Genomic DNA, 26274 nt, shown 5'->3' on the forward strand with positions numbered 1-26274 from the left:
CCGATGCTCTGGAATACCATATGGATAAGTTTGATTTTGATTCTGTGCCTGACTTATATCTGGTTCAAGTATAGAACGTTTCTTCGTGAAAAGAATGCTCGTGTTCCTGAACAGGAATCTTTCACGATTGACATGTTGATTGAGAAGGTGAAGAACTCACTTCATGAGCTTAGTCATAGTCAGCTCGCGGATGCGGGTCTGCATGAAGAAGAATATCGTCGAAGAATTAATCAACGTGCCGAGATGAGAAAAGCACTGAAGGGCTGTGTCTCAGGCAGTATCAGCGACAAAACGTATGTCAAAAATCTGATAGGGGATCTCCTGACCCGAAGCATAGGGCTGAACAAATCCAATGTAGATGAAGTTATTTTGTTTGCAGAACCAGATTTGTTGACGATTCAGGACCGATTCGAAATTGTGTTTTATCTGTACCGACAGCAATTCGGTGTGGATGCACTCTCCCGAATGATTGATACCTACGATCTGGGAAGGCTGAGAATGGAGGAAGGTACGGAGGACGGAGGGAGTTATTATATTTCCGAGGAAGACATTCACTATGTTTTCGAGTGCGAATATCGAGAGCTTGGATTCAGAGAAAAGACGGATATCATCGTGCAACGTATCTATCAGCATTATAAAGGATTCTCGGTTGTTGATGAGATAAGGGACCAACGTATTGACGGCGTTAGTGGTGGTGTTAGCGGTATGCTTGATGCTGTTCATAATATGGGACTTCGAAAACCGGCATCATGGAATGATTTGCTGGATCAGGGACTGGAGGATGCTACACATGTAGAACCGCTTAGCGGCATGGAAAGTGTCTGGATTTTCTATAAAGGTAAGTCCATTCATCTATCCTTTCTGTCCTTCGGCAGTATTCGTGAACTGAAAAGGGTATGCCAGAATATATACAAATACAATTATCCCGGACAGTTGTCGGAAGCAAGTGGCTACAAGGTGAACGAGATGAAAGACGGCTCCCGTGTCGTAGTTGTTAGACCTCCTTTCGCAGAATCGTGGGCGTTCTTCGTTAGGAAGTTCGATATCCCGAATGCTTCACTTGAACAGTTGATTACGGGTAACAACGCAGATCTGCCAATTATATTGCTTCAATATTTGATGAAAGGAAGTCGGATCACAGCTGTAACCGGAGCACAGGGTTCTGGCAAAACGACGCTGCTTATGGCTATGGTCAAACACATCTATGCATCGTACACCCTTCGGGTGCAGGAGATGGCGTTTGAACTTCAATTAAGACGGATCTATAGCCGACGTAATATTTTGAGTTTCCGAGAGACTGAACACATTTCAGGTCAACAAGGGCTTGATTTGCAGAAAAAAACGGATGGTACCGTCAATATTCTCGGTGAAGTTGCGAGTGATGAGGTGGCCGCATGGATGATTCAAATGTCTCAGGTTGCCAGTCTGTTCACCCTGTTTACCCACCATGCCAAAACGTTTCGTGATCTGGTCTTCTCCCTCCGTAATTCCTTGCTCAAGACAGGTATGTTCCAGCATGAGCATATTGCTGAGGAGCAGGTTGTGAGTGTAATTAACTTTGATGTTCATATGAAGAAAGATGCTGAGGGACGAAGATATATCGAACGAATTACGGAGTGTCTTCCTCGTGCGAATCAAGGTGATAGCGTGGAAGAGAGGGCAGGTTTTACATTTCATAATGTTGTGGAGTACAGAGATGGAGAGTATGTTGCAACAGCTCCAATCTCCTCTGGAAGCATGGTGGATATGCGAGAACAGATGACATTACAGGATGCCGAGAAGTTTGAACAGTTTATGAAGCAACACTGGGGTGATCAGCATGACAATTAAATGGATTTTGCTCCTCGTATTAAGTATTTGTGCAGGAGGTTTGCTGATCACACTTCTGGTTTTAAGTATGTTACGTCATAGAGGAGGTGGTTCAACAAGTCAATCCGGCGTGATTTTTGCTCCTAGCGGGAAGGGATTTAAGGGACTGGGATCAATCTTGTTGCAGTCCTACCGTCTTGGAATGAAAGTGCCACTGCTATCAGCTTATATTCTACAGGTGCAGAAACGTATTTCATTCCGCCATGTTGGGGATGAGCCTTCACTTCGCAGGCTGACGATGACAGTGGTTCTGATTATTCTTGGAGGTTATGGAGGCATAAGTGTCATTCTGTTTCTTCTGCAGCCGGGTATCGCTTTTGTAATACTTTCCGTACTCTGTGCTGTGGTACTAAACAGCCTGGTATTGGATATGTGCCTCAGTCGTATGGAAAAAAGGTTGCTGGTGCAGATGTTGGATCTCTTTGCAGATGTAAGGCATCGGTATCACCAGCATGGCATGGTTGAGGAAGCGCTCTATGAAGCCGCTGAAGCAGGTACGGGAGAAGCAGCAGAACAAGTAAGACTGATCTACGAAGCTCTAACTTCTCCAGATCCGAATGAAGCACTTGAGCGTTATTATGAAGTGGCTCCCAACCGTTTTCTCAAAGGATTCGCCGGCGTTTCCTATATGGTCATGGAGTTTGGGGATAAGGACAGAGCACAAGGCTCTATTTATCTTAAAGGACTGGGTAACCTGACTCAGGAGATTCATCTGGAGATTTTGCGGCGTGATAAATTGGATTACCTGCTCAAAGGACTTAATATCATCGCGCTCGCTCCGGTATTATTCACCGCTCCGATCGAACGCTGGGCCAGAGTCAGTTTTCCAACGATGGATGAATTTTATCGCAGCAAAATTGGTTTTATTACCAAAATATCAATCTATGTCATCATCATCCTTGCTTATTTGCTTCTGCAAAGGCTCCAGCAATACGATGAGACACCTTACCGGTCAGGGCATAAGCATTCATGGTTGGATCAGTTTCTGTACAGGCAGACCTTCATACGGAAATTGGCGATGTTGTTTGCAGCGAAACCTGGCAGTGCACAGTACAGTCAAACGATACGGCTCATGAGGGAGAGCAGCTCAGAGTTGAAATACGAATGGTTTGCCATTCGACGAGTGATGTTATTCGCAGGTTGTTTGGTCCTTACAATGGGTTGCATCTTGCTGTTGCACCAGGTTGAACGGAACCACATCTTGTATGATCCGATCCGAGATGATCGAATGTTTGGTGCAATGGCTGAAGCGGATCTCAGGAAAGCTGAGGAAAAAACAGCGTTAGATCAATCCGTGTTGGCAAGTGTAGAAATGAACCGAGGAGCTACATACGAAGAAGTCTCCAAAGCATTACAGCAGTTATCTCCAGTTCAGTTAGACCATGATGCCCAGAATGAGACCATCACGCGCATTATGCAGAAACTTGAGGTGTATAACAAACAATATGTACGCTGGTGGGAGATGATTATAGCCATTCTTATGGGTGTAACAGGGTATTACATGCCTGTATGGCTCATGTTATTTCAACGGAAAATGCGAAGGTTGGATATGCGACATGAAATCTATCAATTCCAGACAGTGATATCCATTTTGCGTGAGATGGACCGAATGTCCGTCGAGGAGATATTGGAATGGCTTAATCGATTTGCCGTCATTTTCAAGCGTCCGCTGCAAAAATGTTTGTTGCATTTTGAACATGGTCCAGAGCTTGCACTTGAACAATTAAAGGAAGAGGCGGGCTTGCCCGAGTTCCAGCGACTGGTTGATAAATTACAGCTTGCCCTTGGCAAAATCTCAATACGTGAAGCCTTCGATGATCTTGAGAGCATGATGGCATTCTATTTTGAACAACGAAAGCAAGAGTACAGCAAGATGATTGATGTCAAAGCATCATGGGGGAGAACCATCGGATTTACTCCTATGTATGCCCTAATCTTTTTGTACCTTGTCATTCCATTGGTTGGTATGAGCTTCTTGCAGATGAACATTTATTATGAACAAATTCAGAAACTTTAGCACAATTCATCTGTGTGACAGTCTGAAATAATTTAATAACTTATAACTTGGGAGGATTTATCATGAACAATGCATCAAGCGCTTTAAAGGTGGCGGCAGGGATATTCTTAACAATCGCTTTGATCACAATTGTAGTTCTGTTGTTTATTTCGGCTCAGGAGGCAACCAAGACGGCCCAGAACAATTTTGCTGATATCCAGACCGAGTTGTCTCAGGCTGCATTTACCGTGTATGACGGAACAACCATCAGTGGATCACAGGTAACGAATGCGTTGCGTAAATATGCGGACAAGGATCAGTTCGGTATTCAAGTCATTACAGGTAAAAATAAAGGGGGTCAATGGTACGGCAATCAATTGAACATTTCACAGGATCTCAATAATGCGGACTACGGCTCGGTTATTGCTCCTGACGATAAAGTGGGGATTATTAACCAGACCATGAGTGAAAAGGACAATCAATATGTCAATCCAAGTGGTAAATTCAAAGCCATTATCGTAAAAGACCGATCCAACGTGGTAAGAGGGCTGATCTTCCAGCAATCCTGACAGGAGTTGGTTTAACATGTCCCGGAATACACAGCATCTCATGTTGTTTTGTACGGCGGTTGTCCTGTTTGTGACAGCCTGCCTGTACGGGCAACTGAATGTTAAGATTTTATCAGCTTCATTGAATGACAGAGTACGGACAACAGCAGGTATGGAAGGTCGGCTGGCAACAACACTGCATACCACCAATCCGTATCAGTATAGTGGTGCGGAAGTGTTGCATACTGTGAGACAGATGACAGGCACTAGCATTCCTGTGGAGGTAGATGGGACATCGTATGTGATCGATCCACTTGTCAGCAAAACAGCGACTATTCCTGTCCAGCTCGATGCTACCTACAGACCGGAGTTTATACGAAATGAAACTGGAGAACTGCTCAAGATTGTTTTTTTGAAGGAGGCCAGTATGAATTGATTAATGCCGCATCCAAGCTGCTTGCCGTATTGCTCGCAGTCCTTCTGCTCTATGTGTATCCAGCTGCTGAAACAGCCGATCGGCAGGATGATATAACACGTATGACGGCTGTTCAGAATGTAACACGTTTTGTTGATGCTGTCCGCACGAAAGGATATATCTCACCTCGAATGTTGACTGAGTTTGAGGAGCAACTGGCACAGACGGGCAATCTGTATGAGGTGTCGATGGAACATTTACATAAAAAATATGTACCTCATTATACGGACCCGATGGACAATAACAGTTTTAACGGGACCTATGAGGTAGTGCAGGATGGATATTATGCAGCTCAGATTCGAGAAAGACTATTCCCATCCTCAGGGGTGATACCGGTTGATGATCCCGGCCGAAGATATACGATGATGACAGGGGATTTTTTCACCGTGACGCTCCAGAATACAAATCGTACACCTTCCATGCTCATTCGTGAATGGTTGAGTGGCACGGCTCAGGCTTCAGCAGTATTTGTAACATACGGAGGTATGGTCCTCAATGAAGATTACTGAGCTATCCATTGTATTTGTGCTGATCTTCTTCCCGCTCTTCTGGATCATCTCACTCCATACCCAAGATGCCGAAGAGGCTCAATATCTTGGCCAACGATACAGATCTGCACTTCAAACTGCAGTCATGGATGCAGGTGCAGTCATGCATCAGAATGAGAAACAAAATGATGAAGCAGGTTATGATTCAACCAAGTTTGTTAAAGCGGACAAGGAGCTTGCCTTGTTGACATTTACGCAGACGATGGCTTTGAATATGGGGATTCAGGATGATCCCGCAGCTATTCGAAACATGTTTAATTACATTCCTGCCGTGGTTATTCTGGATTATGATGGATATTATATGTTGTCCACAGAAACAGAGATGACGGGTCACCGTGAAGATTCTTTCAGGCAAGTGTGGAGTCCCAAGAAACCTTATACATATTCAGATTCTGATGGTAACAGTATTAACTTTACAATGGACGACTACGTACATGCTTTTGACGCAAGCGCAGGGAAATGGATTGAGGGATTCCAAAAAGAACTGGCTTCAACCACACAGATTCCTTTAATTCAGAATACCAGCGTATTTGAGCAAGTTAGACAAAGCCGGATTGTGACTACTGTTCAGGGTGATCTGGCTGATGTGATTAACCGCCATAATGAGTTTGCCAGAAAGAACGGTATTTCCTATACGTTTACGATGCCCCTGATTGCGCAGGAAGATTGGTACAACTCCATTAACGATACAGGGATTATGGCCTTTGTCCAAGGTATAGGTGTGGGTGACCAGAAGATCAACAATTACGCAATTGGTGGAGGCAGACTTGTGAAGAAAACCGCCATCGTAGGTGGGGTAGATCCTTTAACGGGTATCAAGTACTACTATCCCTCCACATGTGGTAATGGTTACCGTGCTGAAGAGGTGTTTACAGACGCAAGACAAGCAGCTACACAGGGCTATTTCGAATATAAATGCTCTAATCGTTAGGGTAGCCTGCATGACAAAATCATGTAAGAGGTTCCTGAACTGTTTACATTACTTTCAGAAAAGACGGGACCTGTGCTAGAATAGGGTTTCGGAACAATAACAAAAGTAATGTCTAATAGATAGGAGCAACCTCATCTTATGAGTTTATTGTCAGTAGAGAACGTAAGTCACAATTTTGGAGATCGCACGTTATTTAAAAATGTATCGTTTCGTTTACTTGCCGGAGAGCGCGTAGGACTTGTTGGTGCCAATGGTGTGGGTAAATCAACATTAATGAACATCCTTACCGGTAAATTGCTTAAAGATAGTGGAAAAGTGGAATGGACACCTAAGGTCCGTTATGGATATCTGGATCAGCACACGAAGCTTACGCCAGGCAAAACCATTCGTGACGTCCTTAAGGATGCATTCCTTCCGTTGCTTGAATTGGAAAAAGAAATGATGAATATTACGGACCAGATGGCAGATGCAGATCCAGATAAGCTGGAGCAGTTGCTGGAAGAGATGGGCGATATTCAGGAACAACTGGAACAGGGCGACTTTTATCTGATTGACGTAAAAGTGGAAGAGATGGCCAATGGTCTTGGTTTGTCCGCAATTGGTCTTGATCGAGATGTCGCAGCTCTAAGTGGTGGACAACGTACCAAGGTGCTTCTTGCCAAGCTTTTGCTCGAGAAACCTACAGCGCTTTTGCTGGATGAGCCGACCAACTATCTGGATGTAGAACACATTGAATGGTTGTCACGTTACCTGAAGGACTACCCGCACGCGTTCCTCTTAATCTCCCATGACACGGAATTCATGAATGAAGTCGTAAATGTCATTTATCATTTGGAATTTGCCAAATTAACGAGATATGCAGCGAACTATAACAAGTTCCTCGAGATGGCTGATATGAATAAAGCCCAGCATATTGATGCATACGAGAAGCAGCAAGAGTACATCAAGAAACAGGAAGATTTCATTCAGCGTAACAAGGCACGTGCTTCAACTTCAGGTCGAGCGAAGAGCCGGGAGAAACAGCTGGACAGAATTGAACGTATTGATCGTCCGGATGAAGCAGCTAAACCAACGTTCAAATTCAAGGATGCCCGCGCGAGCAGCAAAACGGTCTTTGAGGGCATTGATTTTGAAATTGGATATACGTATCCTTTGCTGCCCAAAATGACGATGACAATTGAACGTGGTGAGAAAATTGCCATCGTAGGTTGTAATGGTGTGGGTAAATCGACACTGCTGAAAACAATTCTGGGTAAAATATCTCCACTCAGTGGAAAGACCTTTTTGGGAGATTATCTCGAAACGGCCTATTTTGAGCAGGAAGTTCGTGCTGGAAATATCACGCCTATCGAGGATGTCTGGAATGAGTTTTCACATTTGACCCAGAATGAGGTCCGGGGTCATCTCGCTCGCTGTGGGTTGAAAAATGAGCACATTACCCGTCCGCTTAACATGCTGAGTGGTGGAGAACAAGCCAAGGTTCGTTTATGCAAACTTTTGATGCGTGAAAGCAACTGGATTTTATTCGATGAGCCGACAAACCATCTCGATGTCACAGCCAAAGCGGAGTTGCAGCGTGCTTTGCAAGAATTCAAGGGAACGGTGTTACTTGTATCTCATGAACCTGATTTCTACGAGGGTTGGGTTACCAAAACATGGAATGTCGAAGAATGGTCTGAGAAAAACTAGAAGATTCAAGATGTTTAACAGAAATGACGGTGACAAAAAAATCCGTCTATGGTAACATAGGCTACAACTTCATATGAACACTAGGGGGGCCGCACGATGCGGCTGAGATGGAAGAATGCGATTCCGGACCCTTTGCACCTGATCTGGATCATACCAGCGTAGGGAAGTGGCGAGCGCGTTTCAGCGAATGACGTGAGCAACGGCAATTCGAAAGGATTTCAACCGTCTGCTTAACGAATTGAAACATGCAGTTGCGTGTATAACGTTAAGGCTATAAGGTCTATAGCTTTATTACACGAAATGAACTGTATGCTTCAGTCAGTCATCTGGTCCTATAATTAACACGCAGCCACTCCCCTACGGGAGTGGCTTTTTTGTGTTTTCATAGCATTCACGCCTGGAAGGAGATGAACAGTACGGTAATTTCTCATGGACATGTTCACGAATCATTTGAATTGCATGTTGTATCTACGGGTGTAGGGAATCAAGCATCTTTTGTAAAAGCTGCAAAGGACGTTTGGCCATGGGTGGACTACATCCATATACGAGAGAAACAACTCTCGTGGCAACAAAAGATCGGTTGGGCTGAAAGTCTGCGTGGTGTTGGCGTTCCATCTTGTCGCATCGTTATCAATGGTTCAGAACTGCCACCACAGAATGACATCTATGGCGGTGTACATTGGGGGCAAGAGGCTATACGTAACTACAACCCTGCTGTTATAAGCAATGTCCAGCGAATTCGTCTGGGTGTATCTGTTCATTCAATCGATGAGGCAAAAATCGCTGAAGAACGGGGAGCCGATTACCTTTTCTTCGGGCATGTCTACTCAACCAACAGTAAGCCTGATCTTGAACCAAGAGGATTATATGCTCTGGCTGAAGTGTGCTCTGGTGTCTCCATTCCTGTCATGGCGATTGGGGGCATCAAACCGGGAAACATTCAGGCTATTCGCTCTGCAGGCGCACAGGGAGTTGCTGTGATCTCGAATGTATGGGCGAGCGTTTCCCCGGATCGGGCGGCTGCATTATTAAGGCAGAGTATCGTTGCTACAGAAGGTCTGAGCCGCTGAATCAAGGAGATGAGAGGATGAAAAAGATCATTACTGATAGACCGGATAAGATTCATGCAGAAACGATTATTGTAGGCGGAGGCGTTGTTGGATGTGCCATCGCATATGAGCTTGCTTCCCGTGGACAGGATGTGCTGTTGCTGGAGCGTTCGGCGATTGCAGGAGGCACTTCTTGCGCGGCGGCTGGAATGCTGGCGGCAGATAGTGAGGATTTTGCTCATCCTTTGATGGCTAAGCTCGCCAGGCAGAGTAGACAGTTACTTATCGAACAAAAGGTGCTAATGGCTACACTCAGTGAGGTAGAGACTGGCCTGCAACGCCAGGGATTCCTAACTCCTTTTCGTTCATACAGTGAATTAAGTAGGTATAAGGACAATCGGAAGTCTGCGTTGTCTGCTTCTACTGATGAGGTATGGTGGGATCGTTCCGTTTTGCAACAGGAGGCATCATGGCTCAACAGAGATACGTATGGAGCCTATTACAGACCTTACGAGAGTGAAATTCTTCCAGTCCATCTAACGAAGGCATACGCCGAATCCGCTCAAGCATTGGGAGCACGGGTTATGGAGGACATACAGGATATACGTGTGCAAGCAAACGAACACGGCGTGCAGGGGATCACCACATCGATCGGTGAGATGAAATGCAAACATGTCATTATAGCGGCTGGATTACAGAGTGAAGAGTTGATGAGACATGTAAATCTGAGCTTGCCTGTGTGGTCGGTGAAAGGTGAAATAGCCGCCGTTCAGTTCTCAGATGAACATGCAGGGTACAGACCTGACAGAACGGTGTATGCAGAGGATATCTATATTGTTCCCAAAGCCAATGGCGAAGTTTGGCTTGGGGCAACCAGTCTGCCAGGCAGAACGGATTTGAACGTTTCTGTACAGGGTGTTCAAAAGCTGCTAACAGCGGCTACCCACTGGGTGCCTGGGATGAAGGAAGCACAATTTATACGAGCGTGGGCAGGCGTAAGACCGGCAACTCCAGATGGATTGCCTTATATAGGTTCTTGCAAGAGTATACCCGGGCTGTTCGCCGCCTTTGGGCATTACCGCAACGGTATCTTGCTTAGTGCGATAACAGGCAGGCTTATCGCTGAGTTGCTCGCTGGCAAAATCTCAGAAGAACTCGGAATTGAGGCGCTGAGTCCGGAGCGATTGAACAGAAAGGGAGTGGTGCAGTGAATATCATCGTTAATGGTCAACGGATGGAGATTGAAGACAGATTGAATCGTGTGGATAAACTGCTTAAATCTTTTGATCTGCAAGTCAAGACTGTAGTTGTAGAGCTGAACAAGCATATTTTAACCCGTGAGTATCATGAAACGACGGCATTAAGAGAAGGCGATCGAATTGAGATTGTACATTTTGTAGGAGGCGGTTGATGATGTTGAACATTGGTAAATATACGTTTGAGTCCAGATTGTTGCTCGGAACAGGCAAGTTTTCGGATCTGGAAGTGCAAAGTCAGGCTGTGGAAGCATCTGAAACGGAAGTTTTGACTTTTGCTGTTCGTCGTCTGAATTTGGAGGAACGTAATCAGAAGCATTTCCTGGATACGTTGGATCTGGACAAATACACACTTCTTCCGAATACGGCAGGGGCTTCCACTGCGGAAGAGGCGGTGCGGATTGCCGAGCTTGCGCGGGCTTCAGGACTTTGTGATATGATAAAAGTTGAAGTCATCGGAGATGGAATGACGTTACTCCCAGATCCAATTGAAACGTACAAGGCTTGCGAAATTTTGCTTGAAAATGGCTTCACGGTATTGCCTTATATTTCAGATGATGTCATTCTGGCCAAAAGGCTACAATTGCTTGGCGTACATGCTGTAATGCCTGGCGCTTCTCCCATCGGAGCTGGCAGAGGCATTATCAATCCCTATAACCTTGAGATCATCATTGAGCAGGCCGTTGTGCCTGTGATTGTGGATGCAGGGTTGCGCTCCCCAAAAGATGCTGCTTATGCGATGGAACTTGGTGCAGATGGCGTATTGTTGAATACAGCCGTATCCGGATCAGGGGATCCAGTGAGCATGGCTAAAGCGATGCGATTGGGGGTAGAAGCGGGTAGACTGGCATATGAGGCAGGCATGATTCCAGTAAAGCGTTATGCAGCAGCCAGTAGTCCGGTGGAAGGAATGGTTCATACATGACAGATCAATTAACATCCTCATCCTCAGAACAGGCCGATCGTTATTCCAGACAGGAACGGTACGCGCCACTTGGCAAGGAAGGCCAGGCCAGATTAAAGGGCAGCAGAGTTTTAATTGTAGGCGCTGGCGCACTCGGAACAGGAATTGCAGAAACGTTAGTTCGTTCAGGAGTCGGACACTTAACGATTGTGGATCGTGATTATGTGGAGTGGAGTAACCTGCAGCGGCAGCAATTATATGTAGAGCAGGACGCGCTTGAGCGGATACCGAAGGCAATGGCGGCGGAAAAACGTTTATCTGCCATTAATTCCACGGTTCATGTGGAAGGGAAAGTTTTGGACGTCAGAGTAGATGAATTGGAAGAACTCGTTCAGCATACCGACTTGATCATGGATGCAACGGATAACTTTGATACCCGACTACTCATTAACGACATGGCACAGAAGCACCGTGTTCCCTGGATTTATGGTGGATGCGTAGGTAGTTACGGTATTACCTATACATTTATGCCTGGAGATACGCCATGTTTAAATTGTTTGCTGGGTGAAGTCCCTCTGGGTGGAGATACCTGTGATACGTCTGGCATCATACCTCAAGCCGTACAGATGGTAACGGCGAATCAGACCGCAGAGGCGATGAAGTTACTTAGCGGCAATGCAAATGCATTGAGACGTAAGTTATTGTCATTTGACGTGTGGAGGAACGAATACATATCCATTAATGTGGATGGTGCGAAAAAGCAAGACTGTCCTTCCTGCGGCACTTCAGCAACGTATCCATATCTTTCTGCGTCCAATCTGGAGAAAACCGATGTGTTGTGTGGCAGGGACACCGTTCAGATCCGACCTGCACGGCGTATGAATCTGGATCTTCAACATACAGCGGATCGTCTGAACAGGCTTCAAGAAGGAAAAGTGGAATCCAATCCGTTTCTGGTTTCTTTTACAACAGGAGTCCATAGAATGGTCATTTTCCAAGATGGACGTGTCCTCGTACACGGAACAAAAGACACAGCTGAAGCACGTACGCTCGTCCATCGTTACTTTGGTTAAAGCAAGAAAGAAGCAAAGTCTGTTCCCTTGAGGGAATGGACTTTTTCATTTTACGGCATGCTATCTGTACAAACCATTGCTGCGAGCAGTGGGGATAGAGACAGGCCGGGTGAAAAAGAGTGAAAACAGCCATTTTGCTTATTGGAGCAGGAGAGCGGGTCAGCCTTATTCAGGATGTTTTATGTAGCGAAGGGTATGAAGTGCAACGAATGGAGTGGTCTGAACTAAACCAATCCGTCGAGCCTTCGTTGCTGCATATTAACCTGATCATCCTGGTAGACCGGGAAGAGGGGAAGGAACATTGTGGCCAGGCTCAGAAATTAGAGTTAAAACGATGGATAGATAAAGGTCAGGTTATACCTCTACTGGTTATCACGTCTAACGCATCTCCTCAATTCATCGTGGAGTGGCTGGATTACGGAGCTAATGACGTGATGGAGGAACCCATTCACTTGAACGTGATGCTTGCCAGAATACGAAACTTATTGCGTGTTTTTGCGAATGCATCACCAGAGGGTGAAGAAGTAATTGTAGTCCATGATCTTAAAGTGAATTTGCGTTCGAGGCGGGTAAATCGTGCGGGGGAATACCTGACATTAACGCCAAAAGAATACGAATTGCTGGAATATCTGGCCCTGCATGTGAATGAAGCATGTACCCGGAGTGATATTTTGCGGGAAGTATGGGGATATGAGTATGCGATGGATACCAACGTTGTGGATGTGTATATCAAACATCTGAGGGTTAAGGTGGATAAAGGAAGGAGTGTAAAACTGATTCATACTGTGCGTGGGATCGGTTATATGCTGCATGATAAAAATTAGATTACGCAGTTAGTTCCATGAATCACCAGTTTAGAGTGTGGCAAAAAGAGGGTAAAAATAAAAGACCGGATAGTAACCTCCGGTCCTTACTGATTAGCTATGATAAGTTCTAGAGTACACGGCGAGCTTTAACATACGTTCTCTTCCAAGTACCGGAGTTTAGATCTGAGATGGTTACGCCTGGAGATCCATACGTATGCAGAATCTTGCCGTTCCCGGCATATACGCCTACGTGAGTGACATTGGAGCCGGTAGAACGGCTACCACTGGAGAAGAATACCAGATCTCCGACACGCAGATTAGCTTTAGACACAGCTTTACCTTCTTTGGATTGTTTCACGGAAGTGCGCGGCAAATCTACACCATACTTTTTGAAAATATATTTCATAAAAGAAGAGCAGTCAAAAACCTTGGTTGTTGAAGTTGAAGCACCAAATTTATATGGAGTTCCAGTGAATTTTTTGCCATAGTTAACAATTTGTTGACCTGTGGATACAGAAGCAGTTGCTGCCTGTGCAACAGGTGCGTTAGTCATTAGTACAGCTCCAAAACCTAGTGTAGCGCACAACCCGACGGTTACGGCCTTTTGGACAAAGATGTTTGTTTTCATGTTAGTTAGTACCTCCAAAATTCGTTTTCGTTAAGTTGCTAGAGCGAGTATAACAGCTTTGTAACAGCCTAGAAATTGGATAGGGGAGTGTAATCCCTTGCGCCACAATGGTTTGGGTATGTTTATTAAAATATGATTAAAAATGTCAAAAAATTAATCATTGACGGATGAAGAATTAAGATGAAACAACAAAGACCCTTGAATATCAAGGGTCTTTGTTATGTGTGAACCTATTTTCTTCATTGAATCACTGGTTACAAAAACGTAATAAATAACTATGAAGCATACGAATAGATTCAATCTTTGCTCTGAATAATCAGTAATAAGCCACTATCAATAGTGACTGTACCGGAGGAGCCTAAGAGCTTGTTGCTTACACCCAAGGATTGTCCCATGCGAATGGTGGCTTGATCTAGCGGATACATAAAACCATCCAGAGTTATTCCTGCAACTTCATGAGTCAAGGGGAGCAGAGAAACATATTTATAGTCACGGTGCTCAACAACAGCTTTGGATGTGGTCAGTGTCATGTAATTGTGCTTGTCCTGAATGGCACAGGAGATATGATGCTGCATCGCGCGAACCATAATATGTACATTGGCGAGTGTGTGATCCATACGTGTACCTGTAGCACCTAACATTAAGATGTGAGAAGGTTCATAATCTAGCGCTGTCTCAAAAGCCATTTCTGTATCAGTCAGATCCTTATGAACAGGGTCACATGTAATGAACCGAATGCTATTATTGCTTACAATGATACGTTCCTCTTCAGTAATGGAGTCGAAGTCTCCTACTGCAATGTGAGGCTGAATGCCGTGTTCAATTAAAAATAATGCACCACGATCGGCCGCGATGATCATATCATCTTCTCGTATTTCCTGAAGTAATTCTACAGATAAGTTTCCGCCTGTAAAAATAACCACTCGTTTCACCGTCATTTTATTTCATCCTTCCTAATTCAGAGCAAAATAAGTCATTGTTCAAATATAATGTTGGAACCTGTACAAATATATTCACCAAACCAGTATAATCCACAAAATGTGGTTGCACAATTTCAGTGCTCGCGGATACAATGGGTAGAGCGACATGGAGATGACTTGAAAAGTGAGGTTTGAACAGGTTGGACTTACACATTTTTGAAGTATTCAGCATTATAGGCACTATCGCATTTGCAATGTCCGGTGCCTTTGTGGCAATGGAAGAGGAGTATGACATTCTGGGTGTATTAGTGCTTGGACTTGTCACGGCATTCGGAGGTGGTATTATCCGGAATGTACTTATAGGTATACCTGTAACGACACTGTGGAGTCAGGGATCACTTATTATGTTAGCCTTAGTATCTGTAGCGATTGCGTTTATATTACCTCTCAAGTGGATTAGTCACTGGAAGCGAACAGAGGCGCTGTTTGATGCAATCGGACTCGCAGCATTTGCAATTCAAGGGGCTCTCTACGCGGCGAACATGGGACATCCTATTAGTGCAGTTATCGTTGCAGCAGTAATGACCGGTATTGGTGGGGGCGTTATTCGTGATGTGCTTGCAGGACGTAAACCGCTTGTATTGCGTGACGAAATCTATGCTGTATGGGCAATGACAGCCGGTTTTGTTATAGGTATGGGTTGGTTAACAACAAATGCCGGATTGTTGCTTTGTTTCGCGGCCGTTGTGTTTTTCCGGATGTGTTCTGTACATTATAAATGGAAACTGCCACGTCGTTCGTTGGTGCCGTCTGAGACCGGGAACGTCAGTCCTCAGCCGGAGAGCATTGTGACACAGCCAACATCGTCGGTACTTCAAGGTACGCTAAGCAAGGGGGATTAATATGATTAATGTTTTGTTTGTATGTCTGGGCAATATATGTAGATCACCAATGGCTGAAGCCGTTCTGCGTCACAAAGTCGTGGAGAAGGGGCTTGAACACCAGATTCGTGTGGACTCTGCGGGTACAGGGGACTGGCATGTTGGTAAACCTCCGCATGAAGGGACTCGAAAATTGCTGGATTCGTACCAGATTTCCTATGCAAACATGGCAGCGAGACAGTTCGCCAGCGAAGATTTTACTCAATTTGATTACATTGTATGTATGGATAATTCGAATGCAGATAATGTGCGCAACGTTCCAGGCGGAGCTGAGGCGGACATCATCAAGTTCATGGACATGCTTCCCGAAGAAAAACTCAGAGAAGTACCTGACCCATATTACACAGGCAATTTTGAAGAGGTGTACGAGCTGGTTAACGCAGGCTGCGATGTTCTGTTGAGTAAGATTGAAGCGGAACATTCCTTAGCCTAAAAAGTAAACGAAATTCATGCTCAATTTGTAATTCGACAAAGAAGCAGGAGTAGAGCACTTAAAGCAAGCAGGATATCCTGCTTCTTTTTCAGATTACAATTGTAAGCGGTATCATTAAAATGAAAAACAATAGCGGCATTTCAGCCGCCTGTTAATGTGGTCCTTTTATCTTTCCTGGAGAAAATAAAGTAATGCTTCGGGCAATTCTTTCTGCCAAAAACCCCATTGGTGTTTTCCGTCTTTCTCCTGGTAGGAGACGAGGGCACCACGTTTTTCGAGCAATTCTCGAGTATCCCTGTTTAATTGAACAAAATTATACGTACCCGTGTCTGCCTCGAAATTAGTCTCCTGCAAACCAACGATCATCCAGATCGAGAGCCAGGACAGATCTTCAGCTGCGGCATAGATTTCCTGTGAAGCAGAGTAGAAGGCGCCAGACATGCTGATCACACGTGTGAACAGATCCGGATATAACAGAGCAAGATGAAGCGAAACACTGCCACCGAGCGAATCTCCGGCAAGAATGCGTTCCTGCGGAGAACGGCGTACAGGATATTTCTCTTCTATATAGGGAATAATCTCTTCAGCGAAGCAAGCAGTATATGCCTTGAACCGATCTCCAAATGGAGCATATTCCTGCGTTCTCACAGACACATCGACCTGAACCCCTACAATAATGAAAGGTTCGGCTCCTTCGTCCAGAATAATTTGGTTAGCTGTTGTAGCAATTCGTCCGAAATTAAAAAATTCTTCGCCATCCTGACAATAAACGACAGGGTAGCTAAGCAATTCGTTATAGCCTGGGGGAAGGTAAATACGGAGCGTTCGCTTCTCTCTGAGATAGCGACTTTCAATCTCTTCCTTCACAATCGTGCGTTTCAAATAGCGGGAATCCGTCATAAAACGTCACCTTTCTCGGTTAATTTTTTGCATTCGACCGCGCAATACGGTAAGATTACCCTTGTGCGGGGTTAGGTCAAACACGCAATCATGTATTATGCTGTTATACCAATATTAAGCCCCTGTTATACATACAATCCGGCAGGAAACATAAAAAAATTACGGATTTCTTTGACGTATGGAGTGAAACAGGTGTATAATAATATTATAACAGCGGAACTTGATATTCAAATTTTTTGTTGAGGTGAAGAAAAAAATGAGCAAGGTTCCTTATGAAGTGTATACAGAGGATGTAGAAGCTCTGTCCGTGCTGTCTCCTGACGGCGAAATTGTTAACAAAGACATGATGCCTACACTTTCCGATGATCAATTAAAAGAAATTATGTACCGCATGGTATTTACCCGTACTTGGGATGACCGTGCAGTAAACCTGGGCCGTCAAGGTCGTCTTGGTTTCTATGCTCCAGTATCTGGTCAAGAAGCTACAATGGTTGGTAGTGAATTTGCAATTGAAAAAGAAGACTTTGTATGTCCTGGCTATCGTGACATTCCGCAACTCGTATGGCATGGACTTCCTCTTTATCAAGCATTCTTGTACTCCCGTGGACACCAACATGGTGGACAAATTCCAGATGGCGTTAATGTATTGATGCCACAAATCATCATTGGTGCACAAATTCTGCATGCAATGGGTATCGCTATGGGTTACAAATTGAAGAAACAAAAACAAGTTGTTATCACATACACAGGTGATGGCGGTTCTTCTGAAGGTGACTTCTATGAAGGTCTGAACTACGCTGGTGTATACAAACTGCCTGTTATCTTCTTCGTACAAAACAATGGTTATGCCATCACAACTCCTTTTGCTAAACAAACAGCAGCTCTGTCCATCGCTCACAAAGCGGTAGCAGCAGGTATCAAAGGTGTTAAAGTTGACGGTATGGACATCTTCGCTGTTATCAAAGCTGTTCAGGAAGCTGCTGAGCGTGGACGTAACGGAGAAGGCGCAACATTGATCGAAGCAGTAACATACCGTTTCCGTCCTCACTCCCTTTCGGATGATGCTTCCAAGTATCGTACAAAAGAAGAAGAGGCAGAATGGTCTGCTAAAGATCCTATCGCACGTTTCGCTAAATATCTGGAGAAAAAAGGTCTTTGGACTGAAGAAGATACAGCACGTGTGAAAGAAGAAGCCAAAGCTAAAGTAAATGAAGAGATCAAAAAAGCGGAAAAAACCGAGAAAATGACGATTTCAGGCTTGATCGACAGCATGTTCGAACAAACGCCTAAGCACTTGGAAGAGCAAAAAGCTGATTTCCAATAAGTTTTTTCCGATAAAGCATAAACATCCGCGACTTTAATGTCCCGGTATACATGTACGAATTCAAATGTGAACTGTCAATGTTTAAGGAGGAAATGAAGCAAATGGCACAAATGAACATGAAAGAAGCAATCCGTGATGCGCTTCGCGTGGAGTTGAAACGTGATCCTAACGTTCTGCTTTTCGGTGAAGACGTAGGTAATGTAGGCGGCGTTTTCCGTGTAACGGAAGGTCTGCAAAAAGAGTTTGGCGAAGAGCGTGTATTTGATACACCACTGGCTGAGTCCGCTATTGGTGGTCTGGCTGTAGGTCTGGGTGTTCAAGGCTTCCGTCCGGTTGCTGAGATCCAATTCGTTGGTTTTATCTTCGAAGCGCTTGACCAAATGGTAGTGCAAGCTGCTCGTATGCGTTTCCGCTCCGGTGGAAAATACAATTCTCCAATCGTATTCCGTACACCATTCGGTGGCGGTGTAAAAGCGGCAGAATTGCATACAGATTCCCTGGAAGGTCTGCTCACGCAAACACCAGGTATCAAAGTCGTTGTTCCTTCTAACCCATACGATGCAAAAGGTCTGATGATCGCTTCTATTCGCGATAACGACCCTGTATTCTTCATGGAGCACTTGAACCTGTACCATGCTTTCCGTGCAGAAGTGCCTGAAGAAGATTACGTTGTTGAGTTGGGTAAAGCGAACGTTGTTCGTGAAGGTTCTGATGTAACAATCATTACTTACGGTATGATGGTTCACACTTCTGTGAAAGCAGCAGATGAACTCGAAAAACAAGGAATCAAAGTTGAAGTTATCGACCTTCGTACGGTTAGCCCGATCGACATCGATACTATCGTTGCTTCTGTTAAGAAAACAAACCGTGCAATTGTTGTACAGGAAGCTCAAAAGAGCGCAGGTGTTGCAGCTGAAGTCATTGCCCAAATCAATGAAAAAGCAATCCTGCACTTGGAAGCACCGGTTCTGCGTGTAGCTGGTCCGGACACTGTATATCCATTTGCACAAATCGAAGATACATGGCTGCCTAACCCGGCGCGTATCGTTGCTGCGGTTAACAAAGTCGTAAATTTCTAATTTAATCATCTGACATGCCGCAAGGCGCAGTATGGTGATTCACACCGCAGCGCAAGCTGCACTGTAAACAGCCATTAGCCCCTTGAGTAACAGTTATTTGCATTAGCAGTAACAGTTGTTTCTTGGAGTTAAGGGTTGTTTTCAGGATTGAGCACATAATCAAGGAGGTTTTTCAGTTGGCTAAATTTGAATATAAATTCCCTGAATTGGGCGAAGGCCTGCACGAAGGCGAAATCATCAAGATGCACATCAAAGTCGGTGACAAAGTAACTGACGACGACATCATCATGGAAGTACAGAACGACAAAGCGGTTGTAGAAGTACCTTGTCCGGTTAACGGAACAGTTACAGAAGTATTCGCTAAAGACGGTCAAGTCTGCCACGTTGGTGAAGTTGTAGCGATCATCGATGCAGAAGGCGAACTTCCTGAGCAAGACGACGCTCCTGCTGGCGATCAAGGCGAGCAAGAGAAAGATGCAGCGCAAGGCGGAGCTGACACAAGCGGTTCTTCTGCAGCAGCTTCCAGCTCGGATGCAGCTAAAGAAGGCGGCAACAACAGCGTTCCGGCAGTACCTGCCAAAGACGTTCTGGCAACACCAAGCGTGCGTAAATTTGCTCGCGAACAAGGTGTAGACATCGCACAGGTTAACGGAACTGGCAACAACGGTAAAGTAACCAAAGAAGATGTTGAATCCTTCAAAAACGGTGGCGGTTCTTCCGCAGCGGCATCTTCCGAAACTCCGGCTCAAGAAGAGAAAAAATCCGCACCAGCAGCGGCTGCAGCTGATCAACACCTTGAAGAAGAGCGCGTACCATTCAAAGGTATCCGTAAAGCGATCTCTAATGCAATGGTTAAATCGGCTTACACAGCACCTCACGTTACAATCATGGACGAAGTGGACGTAACTGAATTGGTTGCTTTCCGTACTCGCATGAAACCAATTGCAGAGAAAAAAGGAACAAAAGTTACTTATCTGCCATTCATCGTTAAAGCACTGGTTGCGGCTTCCCGCCAATTCCCGGCTCTGAACGCTATGATTGATGAAGAAGCTAACGAAATTGTTTACAAAAAATACTACAACATCGGTATCGCTACAGATACAGACAACGGCTTGATCGTTCCTGTTATCAAAGATGCTGATCGTAAATCCATCTGGATGATTGCTGATTCTATCCGTGATTTGGCTGCTCGTGGTCGTGAGGGCAAATTGAGCGCGAATGAAATGAGAGGAAGCACAATCTCCATCAGTAACATTGGTTCTGCTGGCGGTATGTTCTTCACTCCAATCATCAACTTCCCTGAAGTTGCTATTCTCGGAACAGGACGCATCAGCGAAAAAGCAGTGATCAAAAACGGCGAAGTAGTTGCAGCACCTGTAATGGCTCTTTCCCTGAGCTTTGACCACCGTATCATCGATGGCGCAACAGCACAAAACTTTATGAATTACATTAAACAGCTGCTCGCTAACCCTGAGCTGCTTGTTATGGAGGTGTAAGATATGGTAGTAGGCGACGCTTCTCTCAATATCGACACATTGGTAATTGGTGCGGGTCCTGGCGGCTATGTAGCTGCCATCCGCGCTGCTCAACTGGGCCAAAGCGTATTGATCGTAGACAAATCCGAACTGGGCGGTGTTTGTTTGAACCGTGGATGTATTCCATCCAAAGCCCTGATCTCTGCTGCACACCAATATGAGTCTGCACTTCACGGTGAAGCTTTTGGTATCTCTGCTGAGAACGTAAAAGTGGACTTCAGCAAAACTCAAGAGTTCAAAAACGGCGTTGTTAAGAAAATGACTGGCGGCGTAGCTGGTTTGCTCAAAGGCAACAAAGTTGAAGTTTTCAACGGTGAGTGCATGTTCATCAACGAAAACGAAGCTCGTGTATTCAATGACCACGAGTCTCCGCGTTACAAATTTAAAAATGCAATTATTGCAACAGGTTCCCGTCCAATCGAACTGAAACCTTTCCCGTTTGGCGGACGTATTCTGTCTTCGACAGAAGCTCTGAACTTGCCTGAAGTACCAAAAAGCATGATCGTTATCGGTGGCGGATATATCGGTGCTGAGCTTGGTCAAATGTACTCCAAATTCGGTGCGAAAGTAACAATCATCGAAGGTTTGGATACAGTACTGCCAGGTTTCGATAAAGACATGACTAGCCTCGTGGCTAAAAACATGAAGAAAACAGGCATCGAAATCGTAACGGGTGCAAAAGCTGAAAGTGCTGAGCAAACGGATAAAGATGTAACTGTTAAGTACTCTGTAAATGGTGAGTCCAAAGAAGTAACTGCAGATTACCTGCTGGTAACTGTTGGGCGTCGTCCAAACACAGATGGAGAACTTGGTCTCGACATGATTGGTGTTGACGTTGACGAGCGTGGTTTTGTCAAAGTTGACCACCAAGGTCGTACCAGCATTCCTCACATCTTCGCTATCGGTGACATCGTATCTGGTCTGGCTCTGGCACACAAAGCTTCTTATGAAGGTAAAGTGGCTGCTGAAGCAATCGCAGGACAACCATCTGTAGTTGACTACAAATGTATGCCTGCTGTTGTGTTCACAGATCCAGAGTGTTCCAGCGTAGGTTACACTGAGAAAGAAGCTAAAGAAAAAGGTTACAAAGTAAAAGCTGGTAAATTCCCTTATGCGGGTAACGGCCGTGCTGTATCTTTGAACCACGCTGAAGGCTTCGTGAAAATCGTAGCTGACGAAGAAAGCGGCCTTGTATTGGGTTGCCAAATCGTAGGTCTGGAAGCTTCCAACCTGATTGCTGAGCTTGGTTTGGCAATTGAGATGGGCGCTACTTTGGAAGATCTGGCTCTCACAATTCACGCTCACCCAACTTTGGGCGAAATCGTGATGGAAGCTGCGGAATTGGTTATGGGTCACCCGATCCACATCATCTCCCGTTAAGATCATCTAAGTTTCGGATCCGTCCGGCATTATACGTATATCAGAAGAGACGAATGACGTTAACGCGTTATTCGTCTCTTTTTTCTGAGCAAGAGCCGAGAAATTTAAGATACTCATGTATGTAATATGATGAAAATTTACACGCTCACAAGTTTTAGTGAATTGATTTTATCCAACAACTTAATTGTGGTACACTGTAGTAATGATCAGTTATGATGTGGCTCCAAGCCAATCACGGTCTATGTATTTAGTATTTAAGTTAAATTAATCTTTTACACGAGAACGTAGAGGACAGAAAGAACCTGAAGAAGCGGAGCTAAAAGCTTTCTGAAAGAAAGCTGCATCGGAAGCATACGCTTCGCCTTTATCACCGGATTTTACCTTTGGAAAAGGAAATCAAAAAAAATCTGGGGATAACAGCGATCGGAAGGTTGTTCTGTCATCGGAGTGGTAAGTGTAAATAATCTTTAGTTTAGTACGAATAAAAGTGTGAGGAGATATCAACATGAAAAACTATCTCGATTTATTGCAGGATATTCTGAACAACGGCGTGCATAAAGGAGACCGTACAGGAACAGGAACACAATCTGTATTTGGCAGACAGCTCCGTTATGATCTCTCCGAAGGATTTCCGCTGGTAACAACCAAGCGAATTCATCTCAAATCGGTTATTCATGAACTGTTGTGGTTTTTGAGTGGCGATACCAATATATCTTATTTGAAAGAAAACGGTGTGAAGATCTGGGACGACTGGGCGGACGAAAATGGGGACCTCGGTCCGGTATATGGTTCACAATGGCGTACTTGGGAAGCACCTAATGGGGAGAAGATCGATCAGATCTCTGCAGTCATTGATTCGATCAAAAATAATCCGGATTCGCGTCGTCACCTTGTCAGCGCATGGAATGTGGCTGAGATCAACAATATGAAGCTTCCACCTTGTCATTTTGCGTTTCAGTTTTACGTTGCAGAGGGTAAATTATCATGTATGCTTACGATGCGTTCCGTAGATACGTTCCTCGGATTGCCGTTTAACATCGCGAGTTATGCGCTCTTGACTCATATGATCGCGCAGCAATGTGACCTTGAGGTGGGTGACTTCATCTGGTCTGGTGGGGATGTTCACATCTATTCCAACCATGTTGATCAGGTCAAAACTCAGCTGGAGCGTGAACCTTATGCTTTACCTAAGCTGGTAATCAAACGTAAGCCGGATTCTATTTTTGATTATAAGTTTGAAGATTTCGAGTTTGAGAACTATCAGCATCATCCGGGCATTAAAGCTCCAATTGCAGTCTAATTATGTGTTCAATCTCGACAAGAGACTTGGATTGAAGGAGTGTATTACCCTTGAGTATTGAATTGGTATGGGCAATGGGGGAGAACGGCGTGATCGGATTAAATAATTCGATTCCATGGCGTTTACCCAAGGATATGGCCTTTTTCAAACAACGTACATTAAACAAAACGATTATCATGGGACGTAATACGTGGGCATCTTTTGGTGGTAAGCCGCTTCCTCAGCGTCGTAATATCGTAGTGACAAGAGATCTGAACTACAAGGTGGAACAGGCTGAAATCGTACATACGATTGAAGAGGGTCTGAGTGTAACCAAAGGTGAGGAACTATGCGTAATTGGGGGTTCCCAAGTGTATCGTGAGTTCCTGCCACTTGCAGATCGTCTTGTGGTGACCAAAATTCATGAGAATTTTGAGGGAGATACGTTTTTCCCTGAAGTGGACTGGTCCGAATGGGAACTGATTGAACAGATTGAAGGCGAACAGGATGAAAAAAATGTTCATGCGTATACATTTGAATTTTACGAACGTAAACGGTAAATGTGGCATAAGAAATTCCTGACTTCGGTCGTATTTGTATGATGAGAGGCGCTGATTGCGAAATATTCGTGAACAGCGTCTTTTCTTTTATAAAAAAAGAGTCACTTGTTTAAATTGGAATACATATAACATTAATATAACATGATTAATTGGTATTTATGTATAATATACATACGACCAAGTATTAAACAGTAAAAAAGTGTAAAAGTTTTGAGGTTTTAACGTTGTGAAGCCCTAAAACGAGTCTGATATTCGGAATTGAGAACGATTTATAGCAAAATATGTTGGATTTGATGATAAATTATCTAACATTCACTTAACGTTTCGACCTTTTGTTTCTTTAACACACACCAGATTCCGCAGTTCAGAACCGCATTTAACACCAAAATAAGGGTATTGACCATGGGTAGACTTGAAAGATATGATGTATAAAATACAAATAATTATGCGGATAATCCATTTAATATTCAGTACAGTAAATGCTACTATAATTGAAATATCTTCGAGAAGATTTTGTGATACAATAGACAAAAACTCAAGTAATGAGTAATCCATTTCATATAGAACCATGCACATGAAGGGATTAAGACAAGAACGGATGGGGGAAAACGTAAGATGTCTACACCTACTGGATTTATGGAATACAAACGTCAACTGCCAACAGATCGTGAGCCAGCGGAGCGGATTAAGGATTGGGAAGAGTTTCATAAACACATGGCTGAAGAAGAGCTCAGAACACAAGGTGCACGATGCATGGATTGTGGTACCCCGTATTGCCATACAGGTATAGATATGATTGGTGGCACGTCAGGTTGCCCCGTGCATAACCTGATTCCAGAATGGAATAATCTTGTATATCGCGGACTGTGGAGAGAAGCACTTGAACGCCTTCACAAAACGAATAATTTCCCAGAGTTTACAGGTCGCATCTGTCCAGCTCCTTGCGAAGGATCATGTACAGTTGGCTTAATTGGTCAGCCTGTAACCATCAAAACGATTGAAGAAGCAATTATTGAAAAAGGTTTCGAAGAAGGATGGGTGGTTCCGGAGCCTCCTGAAAAACGTACGGGTAAACGTGTAGCTGTGGTAGGTTCAGGTCCAGCGGGACTAGCTACTGCGGCTCAGTTGAATAAGGCAGGACATTCGGTAACCGTATATGAGCGTTCGGACCGTGTCGGCGGATTGCTGATGTACGGTATCCCAACAATGAAATTGGATAAAAAGGTAGTTCAACGTCGTGTTGATCTGCTCGAAGCAGAAGGCATTCAATTCATTACGAACACCGAGATTGGTAAAGATATTGCAGCACAACAACTGGTGGATGAATATGACGCTGTTGTATTGTGCGGTGGTGCAACGAAGCCGCGTGAATTCAATATTGAAGGCAGCGACTTGAAAGGCGTTCATTACGCCATGGATTTCCTGAATGGCAGCATTAAGAGTTATCTGGACTCCAATCTGGAAGATGGTCAATATCTGTCCGCTAAAGATAAAGATATTATCGTCATTGGTGGCGGTGATACAGGATCTGACTGTGTGGCTACATCGCTGCGCCATGGTTGTCGTACGATCACTCAATTCGGTACGCATACACAAGCGCCTATGGAACGTGATCGCATTAACAACCCTTGGCCGCAATTCCCGAACGTATACACACTTGATTATGCGCAAGAGGAAGCCAAAGCGTTGTTTGGTCAAGATCCGCGTGAGTTCTCCATCATGACAACGAAATTTGTCGGAGACGATGAGGGGAACCTCAAAGAATTGCATACAGTACAGATCGAGCGTATTGTGGATGAGACTGGTCGCAAGATTTATCAGCCGATTCCAGGTACAGAGCGTGTATTCCCGGCTCAGATGGCCATGATTGCCATTGGTTTTGATGGACCGGAACAAACGTTGGTAGAGCAACTGGGACTTGCAACAGATCGTCGCACAAACGTTAAGGCACGTTACGGCAAATACAACACCAATGTGGATAAAGTATTTGCAGCAGGTGACATGCGTCGTGGTCAAAGCTTGGTTGTATGGGCAATTAATGAAGGCCGTGAGGCTGCTCGTGAAGTGGACAAATACTTGATGGGTGCTTCGGTTCTGGTGTAAAAGTATAGAACAAGATATCATTGACAACCTTCGCGATCAGCGAGGGTT

The 26274-nt window shown here is 44.6% G+C and carries 25 protein-coding genes and 1 riboswitch; of the genes, 22 read left to right on the forward strand and 3 right to left on the reverse strand.

What is annotated here, in order from left to right:
- The first annotated feature begins 3 nt into the window (after window positions 1-3).
- The 13 genes from IFU39_RS02275 to IFU39_RS33365 all read left to right on the forward strand — a co-directional run bounded on the left by IFU39_RS02275 (window position 4) and on the right by IFU39_RS33365 (window position 13162).
- Entirely contained in the window at window positions 4-1830 is a 1827-nt protein-coding gene (locus tag IFU39_RS02275; RefSeq protein WP_149846715.1) for an ATPase, T2SS/T4P/T4SS family, read from the forward strand.
- Window positions 1820-3886 carry a hypothetical protein gene (locus tag IFU39_RS02280; protein ID WP_105599117.1) on the forward strand — a complete coding sequence of 689 codons (2067 nt, stop codon included), beginning with the start codon at window positions 1820-1822 and terminating at the stop codon, window positions 3884-3886. Before IFU39_RS02275 ends, IFU39_RS02280 begins: the two co-directional genes overlap by 11 nt.
- A gap of 62 nt (window positions 3887-3948) precedes the next feature.
- Window positions 3949-4434 (forward strand): hypothetical protein, encoded by a 486-nt coding sequence (locus IFU39_RS02285; RefSeq protein WP_053780893.1) that lies wholly within the window; start codon window positions 3949-3951, stop codon window positions 4432-4434.
- A 16-nt stretch (window positions 4435-4450) separates the two neighbouring features.
- Complete coding sequence (locus IFU39_RS02290) at window positions 4451-4849, forward strand: hypothetical protein (protein ID WP_192131083.1); 399 nt, start codon at window positions 4451-4453, stop codon at window positions 4847-4849.
- Complete coding sequence (locus tag IFU39_RS02295; protein ID WP_105599115.1) at window positions 4846-5397, forward strand: hypothetical protein; 552 nt, start codon at window positions 4846-4848, stop codon at window positions 5395-5397. The genes IFU39_RS02290 and IFU39_RS02295 overlap by 4 nt, the downstream gene beginning before the upstream one ends.
- Complete coding sequence (locus IFU39_RS02300; protein WP_105599114.1) at window positions 5384-6367, forward strand: hypothetical protein; 984 nt, start codon at window positions 5384-5386, stop codon at window positions 6365-6367. Before IFU39_RS02295 ends, IFU39_RS02300 begins: the two co-directional genes overlap by 14 nt.
- A 138-nt stretch (window positions 6368-6505) precedes the next feature.
- Entirely contained in the window at window positions 6506-8056 is a 1551-nt protein-coding gene (locus tag IFU39_RS02305; protein ID WP_036613631.1) for an ABC-F family ATP-binding cassette domain-containing protein, read from the forward strand.
- 72 nt (window positions 8057-8128) lie between these two features.
- A riboswitch (TPP riboswitch) is annotated at window positions 8129-8238 on the forward strand.
- A 225-nt stretch (window positions 8239-8463) separates the two neighbouring features.
- On the forward strand, window positions 8464-9126 hold the full coding sequence (locus tag IFU39_RS02310; RefSeq protein ID WP_192131084.1) for a thiamine phosphate synthase: 663 nt from the start codon (window positions 8464-8466) through the stop codon (window positions 9124-9126).
- Between the two features lie 17 nt (window positions 9127-9143).
- The gene (gene thiO / locus IFU39_RS02315; protein ID WP_192131086.1) at window positions 9144-10316 is read left to right on the forward strand and encodes a glycine oxidase ThiO; all 1173 of its coding nucleotides are present in this window, start codon (window positions 9144-9146) and stop codon (window positions 10314-10316) included.
- Window positions 10313-10516, forward strand: coding sequence for a sulfur carrier protein ThiS (thiS, locus tag IFU39_RS02320; protein ID WP_091020730.1), 204 nt, complete (start codon window positions 10313-10315; stop codon window positions 10514-10516). Before thiO ends, thiS begins: the two co-directional genes overlap by 4 nt.
- 2 nt (window positions 10517-10518) lie before the next feature.
- Entirely contained in the window at window positions 10519-11286 is a 768-nt protein-coding gene (locus tag IFU39_RS02325; protein WP_105599172.1) for a thiazole synthase, read from the forward strand.
- Window positions 11283-12338, forward strand: coding sequence for a ThiF family adenylyltransferase (locus IFU39_RS02330; protein WP_091020731.1), 1056 nt, complete (start codon window positions 11283-11285; stop codon window positions 12336-12338). The genes IFU39_RS02325 and IFU39_RS02330 overlap by 4 nt, the downstream gene beginning before the upstream one ends.
- Window positions 12339-12457: 119 nt before the next feature.
- Window positions 12458-13162: a response regulator transcription factor gene (locus tag IFU39_RS33365; protein ID WP_105599110.1), complete on the forward strand. Its 705-nt coding sequence runs from the start codon at window positions 12458-12460 to the stop codon at window positions 13160-13162.
- Between the two features lie 109 nt (window positions 13163-13271).
- Here IFU39_RS33365 and IFU39_RS02340 read toward each other — a convergent pair whose 3' ends face one another.
- Together IFU39_RS02340 and IFU39_RS02345 are read right to left on the reverse strand one after the other, a co-directional pair.
- A complete protein-coding gene (locus IFU39_RS02340; RefSeq protein ID WP_091020733.1) occupies window positions 13272-13772 on the reverse strand; it encodes a C40 family peptidase in 501 nt (166 codons plus the stop codon).
- Between the two features lie 296 nt (window positions 13773-14068).
- Window positions 14069-14710, reverse strand: coding sequence for a thiamine diphosphokinase (locus IFU39_RS02345; RefSeq protein WP_192131088.1), 642 nt, complete (start codon window positions 14708-14710; stop codon window positions 14069-14071).
- Window positions 14711-14892: 182 nt separating this feature from the next.
- On the opposite strand from IFU39_RS02345, the gene IFU39_RS02350 reads away from it, so the two are divergent.
- Together IFU39_RS02350 and IFU39_RS02355 are read left to right on the forward strand one after the other, a co-directional pair.
- Window positions 14893-15594 (forward strand): trimeric intracellular cation channel family protein, encoded by a 702-nt coding sequence (locus IFU39_RS02350; RefSeq protein ID WP_076210112.1) that lies wholly within the window; start codon window positions 14893-14895, stop codon window positions 15592-15594.
- Window position 15595: 1 nt separating this feature from the next.
- Window positions 15596-16066 carry a low molecular weight protein-tyrosine-phosphatase gene (locus tag IFU39_RS02355; RefSeq protein ID WP_192131089.1) on the forward strand — a complete coding sequence of 157 codons (471 nt, stop codon included), beginning with the start codon at window positions 15596-15598 and terminating at the stop codon, window positions 16064-16066.
- Between the two features lie 165 nt (window positions 16067-16231).
- Here IFU39_RS02355 and IFU39_RS02360 read toward each other — a convergent pair whose 3' ends face one another.
- On the reverse strand, window positions 16232-16966 hold the full coding sequence (locus IFU39_RS02360; protein ID WP_192131091.1) for an alpha/beta hydrolase: 735 nt from the start codon (window positions 16964-16966) through the stop codon (window positions 16232-16234).
- 256 nt (window positions 16967-17222) lie between these two features.
- Between IFU39_RS02360 and pdhA the strand changes: the two genes are divergently transcribed.
- The 7 genes from pdhA (at window position 17223) to IFU39_RS02395 (ending at window position 26226) form a co-directional block, all read left to right on the forward strand.
- Window positions 17223-18290, forward strand: a complete 1068-nt coding sequence (gene pdhA / locus IFU39_RS02365) for a pyruvate dehydrogenase (acetyl-transferring) E1 component subunit alpha (protein WP_017688072.1) — start codon at window positions 17223-17225, stop codon at window positions 18288-18290.
- Between the two features lie 101 nt (window positions 18291-18391).
- The gene (locus IFU39_RS02370; protein ID WP_076210115.1) at window positions 18392-19369 is read left to right on the forward strand and encodes an alpha-ketoacid dehydrogenase subunit beta; all 978 of its coding nucleotides are present in this window, start codon (window positions 18392-18394) and stop codon (window positions 19367-19369) included.
- Window positions 19370-19545: 176 nt separating this feature from the next.
- Complete coding sequence (locus tag IFU39_RS02375) at window positions 19546-20865, forward strand: dihydrolipoamide acetyltransferase family protein (protein ID WP_192131093.1); 1320 nt, start codon at window positions 19546-19548, stop codon at window positions 20863-20865.
- Window positions 20866-20868: 3 nt separating this feature from the next.
- Entirely contained in the window at window positions 20869-22284 is a 1416-nt protein-coding gene (lpdA, locus tag IFU39_RS02380) for a dihydrolipoyl dehydrogenase (protein ID WP_036613658.1), read from the forward strand.
- Between the two features lie 505 nt (window positions 22285-22789).
- Complete coding sequence (gene thyA, locus IFU39_RS02385; protein ID WP_076328531.1) at window positions 22790-23584, forward strand: thymidylate synthase; 795 nt, start codon at window positions 22790-22792, stop codon at window positions 23582-23584.
- 50 nt (window positions 23585-23634) lie between these two features.
- A complete protein-coding gene (locus IFU39_RS02390) occupies window positions 23635-24123 on the forward strand; it encodes a dihydrofolate reductase (protein ID WP_192131095.1) in 489 nt (162 codons plus the stop codon).
- A 615-nt stretch (window positions 24124-24738) separates the two neighbouring features.
- On the forward strand, window positions 24739-26226 hold the full coding sequence (locus IFU39_RS02395; protein WP_091020740.1) for a glutamate synthase subunit beta: 1488 nt from the start codon (window positions 24739-24741) through the stop codon (window positions 26224-26226).
- The last annotated feature ends 48 nt before the right edge of the window (window positions 26227-26274 follow it).

The organism is Paenibacillus sp. CFBP 13594 (genome assembly GCF_014842675.1).
GTDB classification, from domain to species: domain Bacteria; phylum Bacillota; class Bacilli; order Paenibacillales; family Paenibacillaceae; genus Paenibacillus; species Paenibacillus amylolyticus_B.

Bases quoted from the DNA above. Each gene is read 5' to 3' on its own strand.
- IFU39_RS02275 (WP_149846715.1), top strand. From the start codon at position 4: ATGCTCTGGAATACCATATGGATAAGTTTGATTTTGATTCTGTGCCTG.
- IFU39_RS02280 (WP_105599117.1), top strand. From the start codon at position 1,820: ATGACAATTAAATGGATTTTGCTCCTCGTATTAAGTATTTGTGCAGGA.
- IFU39_RS02285 (WP_053780893.1), top strand. From the start codon at position 3,949: ATGAACAATGCATCAAGCGCTTTAAAGGTGGCGGCAGGGATATTCTTA.
- IFU39_RS02290 (WP_192131083.1), top strand. From the start codon at position 4,451: ATGTCCCGGAATACACAGCATCTCATGTTGTTTTGTACGGCGGTTGTC.
- IFU39_RS02300 (WP_105599114.1), top strand. From the start codon at position 5,384: ATGAAGATTACTGAGCTATCCATTGTATTTGTGCTGATCTTCTTCCCG.
- IFU39_RS02305 (WP_036613631.1), top strand. From the start codon at position 6,506: ATGAGTTTATTGTCAGTAGAGAACGTAAGTCACAATTTTGGAGATCGC.
- IFU39_RS02310 (WP_192131084.1), top strand. From the start codon at position 8,464: ATGAACAGTACGGTAATTTCTCATGGACATGTTCACGAATCATTTGAA.
- thiO (WP_192131086.1), top strand. From the start codon at position 9,144: ATGAAAAAGATCATTACTGATAGACCGGATAAGATTCATGCAGAAACG.
- IFU39_RS02325 (WP_105599172.1), top strand. From the start codon at position 10,519: ATGTTGAACATTGGTAAATATACGTTTGAGTCCAGATTGTTGCTCGGA.
- IFU39_RS02330 (WP_091020731.1), top strand. From the start codon at position 11,283: ATGACAGATCAATTAACATCCTCATCCTCAGAACAGGCCGATCGTTAT.
- IFU39_RS02340 (WP_091020733.1), bottom strand. From the start codon at position 13,772: ATGAAAACAAACATCTTTGTCCAAAAGGCCGTAACCGTCGGGTTGTGC.
- IFU39_RS02345 (WP_192131088.1), bottom strand. From the start codon at position 14,710: ATGACGGTGAAACGAGTGGTTATTTTTACAGGCGGAAACTTATCTGTA.
- IFU39_RS02355 (WP_192131089.1), top strand. From the start codon at position 15,596: ATGATTAATGTTTTGTTTGTATGTCTGGGCAATATATGTAGATCACCA.
- IFU39_RS02360 (WP_192131091.1), bottom strand. From the start codon at position 16,966: ATGACGGATTCCCGCTATTTGAAACGCACGATTGTGAAGGAAGAGATT.
- pdhA (WP_017688072.1), top strand. From the start codon at position 17,223: ATGAGCAAGGTTCCTTATGAAGTGTATACAGAGGATGTAGAAGCTCTG.
- IFU39_RS02370 (WP_076210115.1), top strand. From the start codon at position 18,392: ATGGCACAAATGAACATGAAAGAAGCAATCCGTGATGCGCTTCGCGTG.
- lpdA (WP_036613658.1), top strand. From the start codon at position 20,869: ATGGTAGTAGGCGACGCTTCTCTCAATATCGACACATTGGTAATTGGT.
- thyA (WP_076328531.1), top strand. From the start codon at position 22,790: ATGAAAAACTATCTCGATTTATTGCAGGATATTCTGAACAACGGCGTG.
- IFU39_RS02395 (WP_091020740.1), top strand. From the start codon at position 24,739: ATGTCTACACCTACTGGATTTATGGAATACAAACGTCAACTGCCAACA.